At 38.3% G+C, this 15,176-nt stretch carries 10 protein-coding genes; 4 read left to right on the top strand and 6 right to left on the bottom strand.

Features of this window, described 5'->3' with window-relative positions; all coding sequences use genetic code 11:
- The first annotated feature begins 43 nt into the window (after nucleotides 1–43).
- The 4 genes from rplL to AB6735_RS00120 all read left to right on the top strand — a co-directional run bounded on the left by rplL (nucleotide 44) and on the right by AB6735_RS00120 (nucleotide 9,418).
- Nucleotides 44–427 (top strand): 50S ribosomal protein L7/L12, encoded by a 384-nt coding sequence (gene rplL, locus AB6735_RS00135; RefSeq protein WP_090473137.1) that lies wholly within the window; start codon nucleotides 44–46, stop codon nucleotides 425–427.
- Between the two features lie 205 nt (nucleotides 428–632).
- Entirely contained in the window at nucleotides 633–4,436 is a 3,804-nt protein-coding gene (rpoB, locus tag AB6735_RS00130) for a DNA-directed RNA polymerase subunit beta (protein WP_370993776.1), read from the top strand.
- Nucleotides 4,437–4,589: 153 nt separating this feature from the next.
- The gene (gene rpoC / locus AB6735_RS00125) at nucleotides 4,590–8,879 is read left to right on the top strand and encodes a DNA-directed RNA polymerase subunit beta' (RefSeq protein ID WP_370993774.1); all 4,290 of its coding nucleotides are present in this window, start codon (nucleotides 4,590–4,592) and stop codon (nucleotides 8,877–8,879) included.
- A gap of 227 nt (nucleotides 8,880–9,106) precedes the next feature.
- Nucleotides 9,107–9,418 carry a DUF3467 domain-containing protein gene (locus AB6735_RS00120; RefSeq protein ID WP_076374980.1) on the top strand — a complete coding sequence of 104 codons (312 nt, stop codon included), beginning with the start codon at nucleotides 9,107–9,109 and terminating at the stop codon, nucleotides 9,416–9,418.
- A gap of 35 nt (nucleotides 9,419–9,453) precedes the next feature.
- On the opposite strand, the gene AB6735_RS00115 is transcribed toward AB6735_RS00120, so the two are convergent.
- The 6 genes from AB6735_RS00115 to AB6735_RS00090 form a co-directional block, all read right to left on the bottom strand.
- The gene (locus tag AB6735_RS00115) at nucleotides 9,454–9,900 is read right to left on the bottom strand and encodes a DapH/DapD/GlmU-related protein (protein WP_370993773.1); all 447 of its coding nucleotides are present in this window, start codon (nucleotides 9,898–9,900) and stop codon (nucleotides 9,454–9,456) included.
- Nucleotides 9,901–9,906: 6 nt separating this feature from the next.
- Nucleotides 9,907–10,842 carry an NAD-dependent epimerase/dehydratase family protein gene (locus AB6735_RS00110; RefSeq protein ID WP_370993772.1) on the bottom strand — a complete coding sequence of 312 codons (936 nt, stop codon included), beginning with the start codon at nucleotides 10,840–10,842 and terminating at the stop codon, nucleotides 9,907–9,909.
- 23 nt (nucleotides 10,843–10,865) lie between these two features.
- Nucleotides 10,866–12,008, bottom strand: a complete 1,143-nt coding sequence (locus AB6735_RS00105) for a hypothetical protein (RefSeq protein WP_370993771.1) — start codon at nucleotides 12,006–12,008, stop codon at nucleotides 10,866–10,868.
- Nucleotides 12,009–12,063: 55 nt separating this feature from the next.
- Complete coding sequence (locus AB6735_RS00100; protein ID WP_370993770.1) at nucleotides 12,064–12,606, bottom strand: DapH/DapD/GlmU-related protein; 543 nt, start codon at nucleotides 12,604–12,606, stop codon at nucleotides 12,064–12,066.
- Nucleotides 12,607–12,674: 68 nt separating this feature from the next.
- Complete coding sequence (locus AB6735_RS00095) at nucleotides 12,675–13,748, bottom strand: acyltransferase family protein (protein ID WP_370993769.1); 1,074 nt, start codon at nucleotides 13,746–13,748, stop codon at nucleotides 12,675–12,677.
- A complete protein-coding gene (locus tag AB6735_RS00090; protein ID WP_370993768.1) occupies nucleotides 13,738–15,036 on the bottom strand; it encodes a lipopolysaccharide biosynthesis protein in 1,299 nt (432 codons plus the stop codon). The genes AB6735_RS00095 and AB6735_RS00090 overlap by 11 nt, the downstream gene beginning before the upstream one ends.
- Nucleotides 15,037–15,176 lie beyond the last annotated feature (140 nt).

Genomic DNA, 15,176 nt, shown 5'->3' with positions numbered 1-15,176 from the left:
GATATTAACAAACAAAAAGCATTAAAAGTAAAATTTAAATAAAATGGCGGATTTAAAAGCGTTTGCTGAACAGTTGGTAAACTTAACAGTAAAAGAAGTAAACGAATTAGCTCAGATCTTAAAAGATGAGTATGGTATTGAGCCTGCTGCTGCAGCTGTAGCTGTTGCTGCTGCTCCTGCTGGTGGCGATGATGCCCCTGCTGCTGCTGCAGAACAAACTGCATTTGACGTTATCCTGAAAGAAGCAGGTGGTTCAAAATTAGCAGTTGTTAAATTAGTAAAAGACTTAACCGGCTTAGGTTTGAAAGAAGCTAAAGATCTTGTTGACGGCGCACCAAAAGAATTAAAAACTGGTGTAACTAAAGAAGAAGCTCAATCTTTGAAAACTCAATTAGAAGAAGCTGGAGCAGTAGTTGAGGTTAAATAAGTTAACCCAATAAAAATATAGCATCAGACTCCGACCTATTTTGGTCGGGGTCTATTGCTGTTTATATACAATAGACTTGAGATATTAGATTTGGGATTTGAGATTTTTTGCAGGATATAGCCTGTGAAATTTTTTAGTCTCAATACTTACGTCTCATATCTCACTTCTCAATACAGGTTTATTAATAAACTAAAATTATAATACCTTGGCAAACAACAATAATCAAAGAGTAAACTTTGCAACCAGCAGAAAGGTACTTGATTACCCTGATTTCCTGGATGTGCAGTTACAATCTTTCCAGGAATTTTTTCAATTGGAAACCACCTCAGACAACCGTTATAAAGAAGGTTTGTTTAAAGTGTTTGCTGAAAATTTTCCGATATCGGATTCAAGAAACATCTTTGTTTTAGAGTTTCTTGATTACTTTATTGATCCGCCTCGTTACGATATACAAGAGTGTATAGAGCGCGGATTAACTTACAGTGTGCCTTTAAAAGCCAAGCTTCGCCTTTCATGTAATGATGAGGAGCACGAAGATTTTGAAACTATTGTACAGGACGTGTACCTGGGAACTATCCCATACATGACCCCTAAAGGTACATTTGTTATAAATGGTGCCGAGCGTGTAATTGTTTCACAGTTACACCGTTCGCCAGGTGTGTTCTTTGGCCAAAGCCGCCACACCAACGGTACAAAATTATACTCTGCCCGTGTTATTCCTTTCAAAGGTTCATGGATTGAGTTTGCTACAGACGTTAACAACGTGATGTATGCTTACATTGACCGTAAAAAGAAATTCCCGGTTACTACACTGCTTCGCGCCATTGGTTATGACTCTGATAAAGATATATTAGAGCTATTTGAACTGGCCGACGAAGTAAAAGTAAGCAAATCTGGCCTGAAGAAATTCATTGGCCGTAAGCTTGCTGCAAGGGTGCTTAAAAAATGGGTTGAAGACTTCGTGGATGAGGATACCGGTGAAGTGGTTTCTATCGACCGTAATGAGATCATCCTTGAGCGTGAAACCGTATTGGAAGACGATCATATTGATATGATCATTGATGCCGGTGTTAAAACCATCATCCTGAACAAGGAAGATGCTGCCACCAGCGGTGATTATACTATTATATACAATACTTTACAAAAAGATACTTCGAACTCGGAGAAAGAAGCGGTTGAGCACATCTACCGTCAGTTACGTAACGCTGAACCACCTGATGAAGAAACAGCCCGTGGTATCATCGATCGTTTATTCTTCTCTGATAAAAGATATGATTTGGGTGATGTGGGCCGCTACCGCATCAACCGTAAGTTGAAATTGAATACCTCTGATGAAACAAAGGTATTAACCAAGCAGGATATTATTGCCATAGTGAAGTACCTGATCAAACTGATCAACTCTAAAGCTGAGGTGGATGATATTGACCACTTGTCAAACCGTCGTGTTCGTACAGTGGGTGAGCAGTTATATGCTCAGTTTGGTGTTGGTTTGGCACGTATGGCACGTACTATTCGTGAGCGTATGAACATCCGTGATAACGAGGTGTTTACGCCAACCGACCTGATCAACGCACGTACATTATCATCAGTGATCAACTCGTTCTTCGGAACAAACCAGTTATCACAGTTCATGGACCAAACCAATCCACTGGCAGAGATCACGCACAAGCGTCGTCTGTCAGCCCTTGGGCCCGGTGGTCTGTCACGTGAGCGTGCTGGTTTCGAGGTTCGTGACGTACACTACACCCACTACGGTAGGTTGTGTACCATTGAAACTCCGGAAGGACCGAACATTGGTTTGATATCATCGCTTTGCGTACACGCTAAGATCAACAACTTGGGCTTTATCGAAACACCATACAAACGTGTGGTTGAAGGCAAAGTACAGGTTGACGAACCGGTTATCTATTTATCTGCAGAAGATGAAGATGGTAAAACCATTGGTCAGGCTAATGCCCATTATGATGATAAAGGTGTGTTTGCATTGCCAAAAGTAAAAGCACGTTTTGAAGGTGACTTCCCTATCATCGAGCCGGAAAGACTGGATTTGATGGATATCGCTCCAAACCAGATCACTTCTATCGCGGCTTCATTGATTCCGTTCCTGGAGCATGATGATGCTAACCGTGCATTGATGGGATCGAACATGCAACGCCAGGCCGTGCCATTGTTACGCCCTGAAGCGCCAATTGTTGGAACCGGATTGGAAGGACGTGTGGCAAAAGATTCACGCACACTGATCAACGCCGAAGGCGATGGTGTAGTGGAGTATGTTGATGCCAACGAGATCCGTATTAAATATGACCGTGATGAGCTTGACCGTTTGGTTTCATTTGATGGCGATTCAAAAAGCTATCGTTTAACCAAATTCAAGAAAACCAACCAAAGTACCACCATGAACCTGAAGCCGATTGTTAAAAAAGGCCAAAGAGTTTCAAAAGGTGAAGTTCTTTGCGAAGGTTATGCTACTCAAAATGGTGAGCTTGCGTTGGGTCGTAACTTAAAAGTGGCGTTCATGCCTTGGCAGGGATATAACTTTGAGGATGCGATCGTAATATCTGAGCGTGTGGTTTCACAGGATATTTTCACTTCACTTCACGTTGAAGAGTTTGAACTGGAAGTACGTGATACCAAACGTGGTGAAGAGGAATTGACACCGGATATCCCTAACGTATCAGAAGAAGCTACCAAAGACCTTGACGAAGACGGTATTATCCGTGTAGGTGCCGAGGTTAAAGAAGGCGATATCCTGATTGGTAAGATCACTCCAAAAGGTGAATCAGACCCATCACCGGAAGAAAAACTGTTACGTGCCATATTTGGTGATAAAGCAGGTGACGTTAAAGATGCGTCATTGAAAACTCCGCCATCTATTGCAGGTGTGGTTATTGATACCAAATTGTTCAGCCGTGCTAAAAAGACCTCTAAGGCCGAAGAAAAAGCACAGTTGGAGAAACTGGATACTAAACACGAAAGAGCTGTAAAAGAACTTAAAAATACTTTGATCGAAAAGTTATTTGAGATCGTGAATGGTAAAACATCACAAGGTGTTTACAACATTTACAAAGAGCTTTTAGTACCAAAAGGTGTAAAATTCACCCAGAAAATTTTAGTTGAACTTAGTTACGAAAACATTAATCCAACTAAATGGACAACTGATGATGATAAAAATGATCAGATTAAGCTTTTACTTCATAACTACAACATTAAAGTTAATGAGGAATTAGGAGCTTACCGTCGTGATAAATTTGCTATCAGTGTGGGTGATGAGTTGCCGTCTGGTATCGTACAAATGGCTAAAGTTTACATCGCTAAAAAGCGTAAGCTTAAAGTAGGTGATAAAATGGCCGGTCGTCACGGTAACAAAGGTATCGTTGCACGTATTGTACGTGACGAGGATATGCCTTTCCTTGAGGATGGAACACCGGTTGATATTGTGTTGAACCCACTGGGTGTACCTTCACGTATGAACTTGGGTCAGATCTACGAAACCGTATTAGGTTGGGCCGGTAAAGAGCTTGGTATTAAATTCGCTACCCCGATTTTTGATGGTGCAAGCCATGAAGAAGTGGAAGAGTGGGTTAAAAAGGCAAACTTACCAGAATCAGGCCGTACCTATTTATACAATGGCTTAACAGGCGACCGTTTTGATCAGCAAACTACAGTAGGTATTATATACATGCTGAAATTAGGTCACATGGTTGATGACAAGATGCACGCACGTTCAATCGGGCCATACTCCTTAATTACACAACAACCATTGGGTGGTAAAGCCCAGTTTGGTGGTCAGCGTTTTGGTGAGATGGAGGTTTGGGCATTGGAAGCATTCGGTGCATCAAACATACTGCAGGAAATATTGACCGTTAAATCGGATGATGTTATCGGCCGTGCCAAAACTTACGAGGCTATTGTTAAAGGTGAAAACCTGCCAACTCCATCTGTTCCTGAATCATTCAACGTATTGGTTCATGAGTTAAGAGGTTTAGGTTTAGATATCACGTTAGAATAATTAGTGATTTAGTGAGTTAGTGAATTAGTGATTGAACAAATCATTAATTCGCTGGCTCACTAATTCAAACATAGTAAAAGAGTGGTTTAACAAAGTAGGTTAACTCACTCATTCACTAACTCACTAATTCAATCATTAAAAAACAAGGAGACTATGTCTTACAAAAAGGATAATAAAATCAAAAGTAATTTCACCACAATTACGATCAGCCTGGCCTCTCCTGAGTCCATCCTTGAACGTTCAAGCGGTGAGGTTTTAAAACCAGAAACCATCAACTACAGGACCTATAAGCCTGAGCGCGATGGTTTATTCTGCGAACGTATTTTTGGTCCGGTTAAAGATTATGAGTGCCATTGCGGTAAATACAAACGTATCCGTTACAAAGGTATCGTGTGCGACCGTTGCGGTGTTGAAGTAACCGAAAAGAAAGTACGCCGCGAGCGCATGGGCCACATTAACCTTGTAGTTCCTGTTGCTCATATCTGGTACTTCCGTTCATTACCAAACAAAATTGGCTACCTTTTAGGCTTGCCAACAAAAAGACTCGACCTGATCATATACTACGAGCGTTATGTAGTTATCCAACCAGGTATCAAAGAAGCTGATGGTATTAATAAGATGGATTTCCTGACAGAAGAGGAATATCTTGACGTGTTAGACACCCTTCCAAAAGAAAATCAATACCTTGATGACAAGGATCCACAGAAATTTGTGGCTAAAATGGGTGCCGAAGCTCTTGAAGAGTTATTGAAGCGCCTTGACCTGGATGAGTTATCATTCAGCCTGCGTCACCAGGCAGCAAACGAAACTTCACAACAACGTAAAAACGAAGCTTTAAAACGTTTACAGGTTGTTGAGGCTTTCCGTGATGCTAAAACCCGTATCGAGAATAACCCTGAGTGGATGATCGTTAAGATCGTTCCGGTTATCCCGCCTGAGTTGCGTCCATTAGTACCACTGGAAGGTGGTCGTTTCGCTACTTCGGATCTGAATGACCTTTACCGTCGTGTAATTATCCGTAACAACCGTTTAAAACGTTTGATCGAGATTAAAGCACCGGAAGTTATATTACGTAACGAAAAACGTATGTTACAGGAAGCTGTTGACTCGTTATTCGATAACTCACGTAAAGTAAACGCGGTAAAAACCGAAGGTAACCGTGCCCTGAAATCACTTTCAGACATCCTGAAAGGTAAACAAGGCCGTTTCCGTCAAAACTTATTAGGTAAACGTGTGGATTACTCTGCCCGTTCGGTAATTGTTGTAGGTCCAAACCTTAAATTACACGAGTGCGGTTTACCAAAAGATATGGCTGCCGAACTGTTTAAACCATTTATCATTCGCAAAATGATTGAGCGTGGTGTAGTTAAAACAGTAAAATCTGCCAAAAAAATAGTTGACCGTAAAGACCCATTAGTTTGGGACATTTTGGAAAACGTATTAAAAGGACACCCTGTATTACTAAACCGTGCACCTACGCTGCACAGGTTAGGTATTCAGTCGTTCCAGCCAAAACTGGTTGAAGGTAAAGCAATCCAATTGCACCCATTAACTTGTACAGCCTTCAACGCGGATTTTGACGGTGACCAGATGGCCGTTCACGTACCTCTTGGTAACGCGGCAATTTTGGAAGCCCAAATCCTGATGCTTGCATCGCACAACATTCTTAACCCTGCCAACGGTACACCTATTACTGTACCATCACAGGACATGGTGCTTGGTTTGTACTACATAACCAAAGGCCGTAAAACAGATGAAGGACGTGTGGTTAAAGGCCAGGGCTTAACTTTCTACTCTGCAGAAGAAGTAATTATTGCTTACAACGAGAAGAAAATTGACCTGCATGCCTTTATTAAAGTTAAAGGTTTAGTAAAAGAAAAAGATGGCAGCATAGTAAGCAAAATCATTGATACTACCGTAGGCCGCGTGTTGTTTAATCAGCATGTACCGGTTGAAGTAGGTTACATCAACGAATTGCTGACTAAAAAATCACTGCGTGATATTATTGGTGAGGTTGTTAAAATTACCGGTATGGCCCGTGCAGCCCAGTTCCTTGATGATATTAAGGAGTTAGGTTTCAAAATGGCATTCCAGGGTGGTTTATCATTTAACCTGAAGGATATCAATATCCCTGCAGAAAAAGTTACACTGATCGAAACAGCTTCTAAACAAGTTGAAGAGGTAATGGGTAACTACAACATGGGTTTCATTACCAACAACGAGCGTTATAACCAAATTATCGATATCTGGACACGTATCAACAACCGCTTAACCGCGAATGTAATGGACATCCTGAGTAACGATAACCAGGGCTTTAATTCGGTATACATGATGCTTGATTCTGGTGCCCGTGGTTCCAAAGAGCAGATCCGTCAGCTTGCCGGTATGCGTGGTTTGATGGCTAAACCTCAAAAATCAGGTTCAGGTGGAGAGATCATTGAAAACCCGATCCTTTCAAACTTTAAAGAAGGTTTGTCGGTATTGGAGTATTTCATCTCTACTCACGGTGCCCGTAAAGGTTTGGCGGATACGGCGTTAAAAACAGCAGATGCTGGTTACTTAACCCGTAGGTTGCATGACGTTGCCCAGGATATGATCGTAGGTGAAGTTGATTGCGGTACTTTAAGAGGTATCTACACAACTGCACTAAAAGATAACGAAGATATTGTTGAGCCACTATATGACCGTATCTTAGGCCGTACTACCTTGCATGATGTGCATGACCCTATCACCAACGAATTATTGGCGTCTGCAGGCCAGGATATCACAGAAGAGGTAGGTAAAAAAATCGAAAATTCTCCATTAGAAGGTATCGAAATACGTTCAGTATTAACCTGCGAAAGCAAACGCGGTGTTTGTGCACTTTGTTATGGCCGTAACCTGGCCAGCGGTAAACGTGTTCAAAAAGGCGAGGCTGTGGGTGTAATTGCTGCACAGTCTATCGGTGAGCCGGGTACACAGTTAACACTACGTACCTTCCACGTGGGTGGTACTGCATCAAACATTGCTGCAGAATCACAGATCAATGCTAAATTTGATGGTATCATTGAATTTGAAAACGTACGTACGGTTGAATATACTACTGCCGAAGAAGGTAAAGTAGATGTGGTATTAGGTCGTTCAGGTGAGTTCCGTATCATTGAAGAAGGCAGCAATAAGGTAATTGTTACCAATAACATCCCATACGGTTCATACCTGTATGTAAAAGATGGCAGCAAAATAACCAGGGGCGACCGTATTTGTTCATGGGATCCGTATAACGCGGTGATCATATCTGAATTTGCCGGTTTAACCCAGTTTGAGGCTGTATTGGATGGTATCACTTTCCGCGAAGAATCAGATGAACAAACTGGTCACCGCGAAAAAGTAATTATCGATACCAGGGATAAAACTAAAAACCCTGTTATTCAAATTACTGATACAAAAGGTAACATCATCAAAGGATATAACATTCCGGTAGGGGCACACATCGCTGTTGAAGAAGGCGAAAAACTACAAACAGGACAGGTTATTGCTAAGATCCCTCGTTCAACTGGTAAAACTCGTGACATTACCGGTGGTTTACCACGTGTAACTGAGCTGTTTGAAGCACGTAACCCATCAAACCCTGCTGTAGTAACAGAGATTGACGGTGTGGTAACCTTGGGTGGCGTTAAACGTGGTAATCGCGAGATCACTATCGAATCAAAAGATGGTCAGGTTAAAAAATACCTTGTTCCATTGTCAAAACACATCCTTGTACAGGACAACGACTTTGTGAAGGCTGGTATGCCATTGTCAGATGGTTCTATATCACCTGCTGATATCCTGGCTATTAAAGGCCCGGCTGCAGTACAGGAATACCTGGTAAATGGTATACAAGAGGTTTACCGTTTACAGGGTGTGAAGATCAACGATAAACACTTTGAAGTTATCGTTCACCAGATGATGCAGAAAGTACAGATCGAAGACGCCGGTGATACCCGCTTCCTGGAACGTGAAGCTGTTGACAGCTGGGATTTCATGACCGAGAATGATGAGATATTTGACAAAAAGGTTGTTGTTGAGCCAGGTGATTCAACTACATTAAAAGCCGGTCAGATAGTTTCATTAAGAAGGCTGCGTGATGAGAACTCTGTTCTGAAACGTAGGGATCTGCGGTTGGTGGAAGTTCGTGATGCTATTCCTGCAACTTCAAGTCCGATACTGCAAGGTATTACCAGGGCTTCGTTAGGTACCAAATCATTTATCTCAGCTGCATCATTCCAGGAAACTACCAAGGTTCTGAATGAAGCCGCTATAGCAGGTAAAAAAGATTTGATGCTTGGCTTGAAAGAAAACGTTATTGTTGGTCACCTGATTCCTTCTGGTACAGGCTTACGTGAGTATGAAAATATCCGTGTAGGTTCACAGGAAGAATTTGATCGCTTAATGGCGTCAAAAGCCGAAGAAATAGAAGCTTAATTATCTTCTCAATATTAGCAAAGCCTCCCGTAAGCCGGGAGGCTTTTTTGTTTTGTAGCCCCAAAATGACGGGTAATAGAATTTTAAAAAAAATAAAACAAAACATAAAATAAAGTGGTTTTAGAGTTTCATCGCTTACAATGACGCATTCATACAAGAAGGCTGAACAATATTTGTTATTATTGGGAAGTTTTTTGACAAATGAATAGCTTTATTATTTTAGTAAAATGGAAGAACAAAATGAAAATCAACTGAATATTGAACTTTCTGAAGAAATAGCAGAAGGGATTTATTCAAACCTGGCAATAATTACTCACTCGAGTTCAGAATTTGTACTTGATTTTATCAGAGTAATGCCCGGAATACCCAAAGCAAAAGTAAAGTCACGGGTTATTTTAACACCGGAACATGCTAAACGTTTGTTAACCGCATTGGAAGACAATCTGGAAAAATTTGAATCGATTAATGGACGTATTAAAGTTCAGCAAGAACCTTCCGGATTTCCAATGAATTTTGGCGGAACAATGGGGCAGGCATAGATCCCCTTTAAGGAGATAGTTAATTGGTTACTTACTTATTTTAACGCCCGAAGTTTTTTTGCAGGAATACCTCCGTATATGCCTTCATCTAAACAATCTTTGGTTACCACAGCCCCGGCTGCAATAACAACGTTATCTCCAATAGTAACATTGCCGCATATAATGGCACCACTTGATACCCATACGCCCTTGCCAATTTTAATATCTCTGCCTTCTTTTGGATGATCTTGCTGACGGGCCCGATTAGTTAACATGGGGTCATGTGTTCCTGTTAATACCATACATCCCTGTCCAAAAAAGGAATGATCACCAATATAAATATGGCCGGAATTTGTATTTAAAATAACATCTTGAAGATCAACCATACTACCAATATGTACGCGATCTGCCGGGCCTTTTATTACAATTGTAAGTAATAGCTTTCTTCTTAAAAACTGAAGATCAGCATATTTGAAAAATACTTTTGATATAAATTTGATCATTTCAAACTAACCATTAATTGTTTTTATCCATTTGGCAACTTGCTCTAATCCCATGTCCAGGCTATAGTTTATTTTTGCTCCTGTACTTTTTAAACGATTAATGTCGGCCCTAACATTTAGGGGGTCGCCTTTTGGAATATTACCATCAAAATTAATTTTAACATTCAGATCTAAATGTTTGATTAGGCCATTAGCTATTTCAGATACACTGCTTTCGATGCCCGAAGCCATATTACATAGTTGAAATTTATTATCTGTTTGATTATTTAACAAATTAACTACAGATTCACATAAATCTTTAACATAAATAAAATCTCTTGTTTCATCTCCGGTTCCAAATAATGTTATAGCTTCTTTACCCTGTTTGTCTGCAGCAATTGCCCTGTTGCCTACATCCCATATTAATTGTTTTCGTAGTCCCGGGCCATAAACTGAAAATATTCTAAGAACTGTAACACTTAATCCATAAATTCTCGAGTAATTTTCAAGCAATAATTCGGCTATATATTTATGTATCCCATATGGTGAAATAGGAACTGCAATGGTTTCTTCTACAATTGGTAGAGCCGAGGCATTCCCATATACGGCAGCACTTGAAAACAGGATAAATTTTGCCTGGCTATGCATTTTTGACAAGTATAAAGCCAAGCGTGCGGTTCCGGGTAATAGGTTTGAAAAATCACTATACGGATCATTTACTGATAGAGCAACAGAGGCTCCTCCGGCCAAATGGCACACACCATATATATCTTTTCCATGCAGCAGATTTTCCCAATCTACATTATCTGTTGAGGCTGTTACAAAATTAGACCAGATTTCAGGCCTCGATGGAGCTCTTAAATCAATTCCTATTAATTCATAGCCAGCTTCAAAAACCTCATCAGCAAGCCAAGTGCCTAAAAAACCCGAAGCGCCGGTTATTAATATTGTTTTATTTTTCATAGTATGATGATATTAGGACTGTATTAATTAACGTATTCTAAAGAACTATAATGCTTTAAAACCTCATCAATAGGGTTTTTAACCGGAATAGATAAAGCATGAACTTTAATTATATCCTTATCACTATTAATTTGGAATATGCCTTCAGGCTCCATTTGTTCTTGCAAATAAGTTTTATCTTTTTTAGAAATTAAAATAGGAATTCCTCTTTCCATCCAGGATATGGCCGAGCTACTTTTGGTTATTCCATTAGCGCTGCTTGTTACAATTCCCATATCCACAAGTTGCATAACACGATTTACCATTTCAGGTTCTAAAACACCGGTTTTGATGTATTTAATATCCGGCATTTCTTTAATCATTTCTTCGGTACTATTCTGTCTGCTTTTACCAATAGTAATAATACATAAAGTTTTATTAAGTTGCTTTGCCGCTTTAGTTGTATCCTCAATCAATTCTTTTAATCCTTTGCATGGATAAAAAGAACCAAAAAAACCTACTATTAACCACTCATCTTTATTTTTTAAGTGGATTAGCCCCAAATTATTTGTTACCTCATTCCACTCTTTTTCTGATCCAAAATAGCCGGTAGGAATATTGCCTATAACCGGTACCAATGATGATGCTATTCCTATTTTTTTTAAATGCCTTATGTAATAATCAGTACTCGCAAAGATGCTATCAGGTTTAAGCGCCATGACCATTACTTTTAAATGGATTTTTTGCAAGAAACCCAGGATTTTTTCTTTGTAATTTTTTGCTGAATTATTCATTCCGCACCAGAGTTCCCAGAACATGATATTTAATTTCGCATCACCGATAATTTTACGAAAAGATGTTATCATTTCCATAGGTAGGCCGTACTTGTTAAAACCGAAACATACGTAATGTAGACTGATCCAATCAGGGTTAAATTCGTCGATCCAGATTTTGGCTCTATCAAACCTTTTATCTGTAGCCCATATAGAAGGTAAGCGCAAGGTTTTAACGCGAATGTCCAATGTTTCCTGGTAATCGTTAAACTCCTTTTCTGTAAGTTTATCATACAGGGCCAGTATAGCACATTCGTGTCCTTTTTTAATCATTTCAGCAGCCAATGTTCTTATTTGGTCACCTGCGCCATCCCGTCCTGGTTCAAGTGAACTGCTTATAAAAATAATTTTCATTTTATTAATGTCTTTTCATGGGCTTAAATCAAAATGTCCATTTTATTTACAATATTCATTGAAATAATCTTTTATAATGCAAATCATACTGAAGGTTAGCAGAGCGCTCCCCGATTTTTTTTGCAGGTATTCCTCCTACGACAGAGAAGGCCTCAACGTTTTTAGATACCACCGAACCTGCTGCAATTACTGCTCCTTTTCCGACTGTAACGCCAGGCAAAATCATTGCTCTTGTTCCAATCCATGCATAATCTTCGATAGTCACATGTCTTACCCGTCCACTAAAGTCAATAGAATTCATCTCATGATCTGCTGTAAGAATAATAACATCCTGTGAAATACTAACATTTGATCCAATCTCTATCATTCCTCGTGTATCCAGCCGACATCTGGCGCCCACAACAGCATTACTTCCAATTTTAAGATTCAAGGTACTATCAAATGTACATTTCATAAAAATGAAAGTATTTTTACCTATTTCAAAGCGCATTATTTTTTTATAAAAAAACAATCTGAAATTGTGACTCGGAAAGCCAGAAATAATATAGTTTGCAGTGTAAAGCCTAAATTCTGAGATAATTAATTTGATTTTTTTCATTTCAAATTTCAGATATTTTTTGTTGATGAGTATTATAGAGTGTTATTGAAAATTTAAGGTTAAATATCTTAACCAGGAAATTTTTGCTTTAATTTCAAGATGTTTTTTTCAAAATAAAAGTACGAGATATAGCTAATAATAAAAGTTGATGCAATAACGGATATATGTATTATGAACTCTTTTTCAATGGCATTTTTCATTGAAAATTCTGAGAATAACTTAGCCATTAGCAGGATAATTATCATATGCCAGCAATATATTCCATACGATAATTTACCAATCAAATTAAAAAAACTATTGTCAATAGTAAATATGGTTTTTTTATTAGTTGCAACATTCATTATTATGATCAGGAAAAATATAGAATAAAATTCATGCTGGAAAATTGATCCAATATTTATCGGCTTGTAAAAGATATTCGATAATATATTAAGTGACAGCAGCAACCATGAAAATAGTTGTAAATATGGATTGTAAATAATTCGTAAAGCACGATGTTCGGAGTGATATAAATAAGCGCCAATTGCACCTATCGCCATACATGAAAACCTGGTTTCTGTTAACCAGTATGCATATTGCTTATCAATTCTCCAAAGAAAAATTTTAGTTATTACGAAAAATATAACAAACACAATTAAAGCTCTGAATACATTTTTATTTTTAATTAAAAACGGCCAAAAAAGATAGAATTGCTCTTCGACACTAATTGACCAAAATGTAATAATTGGTTTTATTGTTTTGCCTGTAACATAGGCAATGTTTCCTATGAAAAGTAAGTAATAGAAATAATAATTGGTATTTGATTTCCAGAATATATTGGGTTTTATATAAGCAATTATAAAAGATATAAAAATGATCAAAAAATATAATGGCCAAATTTTTAAAATCCTCCTCATGTAAAAGTTAGAAAAATTGATCTTGCCACTTGTCTCTTTTTCGTTTAATAGTAAAAAAGTGATCAAAAACCCACTGAGTACAAAAAATATAGTAACAGCTAAACCTTGAATTTCATAATGCTTTATAAAGGAATCCAAGTTTGAGCCAAATAGTTTTATATTCTGATCAACATGTCCTATTAAAACAATTATTGCGGCAAGCGCTCTGATGCCATCAAGCCCCGGCAAATGTTTTTTAATGCTCATTTACAATTTTTATATTCAGTATTTTATAAAAGCTATAGATTATGTGAATAATTGTGGTGGTGATAGCCGTGAAAATGTTAAGTTCAAGTATCCCGGCTAAGGAATGAATATTTATCAAAAAAATTCCCAATATAATCGAGCTTACACTTATTGGTATAGTTATTAAGGGGTTTAATGCCCACCCTTTGGTTGAATAAACGCTAAAAGTAACGGATGAAATAAAGGTTAGGCAACTGCTAATCATCATTAAAACAAGTTCTTTTTTTAGCCCGTGGTAATTTTTACCCAAAACCCACAAAATTTGATGCGATAATAAAAATGTTGTTAAAACAATAACTATGCTGATAGCGAACAAACTAAAAAGTATAGGAACAAATCGTTTGAGTAGTACACTGGTATCATATGGCAGCCTTGCAAAACGAGGTGACACCAATGTTGAAAATAATACGGTAAGTATGGTTAAAACAGTTGCCAACCTGCCCAATGCGCCAATTTCTGCAATCGATGAGGTTGTTCCGAAAAATGATATCAACCATATAGATATTTGTCCGGAAACTGAATAATAAGCAGCATCGGGAAGTATCCTCTTTACAATGTTTAAAATACGTTTCTTAACTATGGGGTCTGTTTCATTGTTTGCCGCATATGCATTTTGTTTTGTCAGGCGTCTGAGTTTTATATTCGCCCATACCTGTGGTACACCTGCAGCAAAAATAGCGACACCTGCAAATGGAAATAAAAATATGGTAAGATATAATGAAATGATTCTTCCAATGTTATTTAAAACCTGGATTTTTTGCAAGGCAACAATATTTTGGTGCAATTTTGGAACAATTTCTAACAATGAACCAGATAAGGTTACTAAAAATGCAGGAACAAGAGATGCAATTATTAATAAACTCATCAGCAAACTGGCTCCATGTTGTATAAGCAGTATTAGCAACAAGGGCATGCCCAGAAGTATACAAATTGTTGCAAACTTCCTTCTTAAATTTAATCCTGTATTTAAAACAATTCCTAATTTAATTTTATCCTGCCATACTTTACCTCCTTCGGCCATAACACCATAGGTAATGCCTCCGTCACTTAACATAGTCATTGTGCCCAGTGTGGTATTTGCTAAGGTATAAAATGCGTACTCTCTTATGGGGAGCAGTCTTATAATTGTAATCCCGCAGATAAATGCGATGGCCTGTATAATGAGCTGTGCGGAGCCGGTAATTGTAATGAGTTTACCCCAATGTAAAACTTTTGCATATTTTGGATTATTCTTTATAGAAAAACTCATTTTAATTATTGGGGCTTTATTTAACGGTGCAAATATAAATTTTCTTTTTCTTCATCCTGAACAGCCTAATATTTAATGAGTGTACGCCTTTATGCATAAAATATTTGTAACTCGTTTTAATTAGACATTTAGCATAATAA

This window comes from Mucilaginibacter sp. RCC_168, from assembly GCF_041355315.1.
Classification (GTDB): Bacteria; Bacteroidota; Bacteroidia; order Sphingobacteriales; family Sphingobacteriaceae; genus Mucilaginibacter.
The sequence above is the reverse complement of the archived record's forward strand: the minus strand, read 5'-3'. Positions and strand labels throughout refer to the sequence as shown.

What these genes read in the sequence shown, in the direction of transcription:
- rplL (WP_090473137.1), top strand. Translation starts at nt 44, where the DNA reads ATGGCGGATTTAAAAGCGTTTGCTGAACAGTTGGTAAACTTAACAGTA.
- rpoC (WP_370993774.1), top strand. Translation starts at nt 4,590, where the DNA reads ATGTCTTACAAAAAGGATAATAAAATCAAAAGTAATTTCACCACAATT.
- AB6735_RS00120 (WP_076374980.1), top strand. Translation starts at nt 9,107, where the DNA reads ATGGAAGAACAAAATGAAAATCAACTGAATATTGAACTTTCTGAAGAA.
- AB6735_RS00115 (WP_370993773.1), bottom strand. Translation starts at nt 9,900, where the DNA reads ATGATCAAATTTATATCAAAAGTATTTTTCAAATATGCTGATCTTCAG.
- AB6735_RS00110 (WP_370993772.1), bottom strand. Translation starts at nt 10,842, where the DNA reads ATGAAAAATAAAACAATATTAATAACCGGCGCTTCGGGTTTTTTAGGC.
- AB6735_RS00105 (WP_370993771.1), bottom strand. Translation starts at nt 12,008, where the DNA reads ATGAAAATTATTTTTATAAGCAGTTCACTTGAACCAGGACGGGATGGC.
- AB6735_RS00100 (WP_370993770.1), bottom strand. Translation starts at nt 12,606, where the DNA reads ATGAAAAAAATCAAATTAATTATCTCAGAATTTAGGCTTTACACTGCA.
- AB6735_RS00095 (WP_370993769.1), bottom strand. Translation starts at nt 13,748, where the DNA reads ATGAGCATTAAAAAACATTTGCCGGGGCTTGATGGCATCAGAGCGCTT.
- AB6735_RS00090 (WP_370993768.1), bottom strand. Translation starts at nt 15,036, where the DNA reads ATGAGTTTTTCTATAAAGAATAATCCAAAATATGCAAAAGTTTTACAT.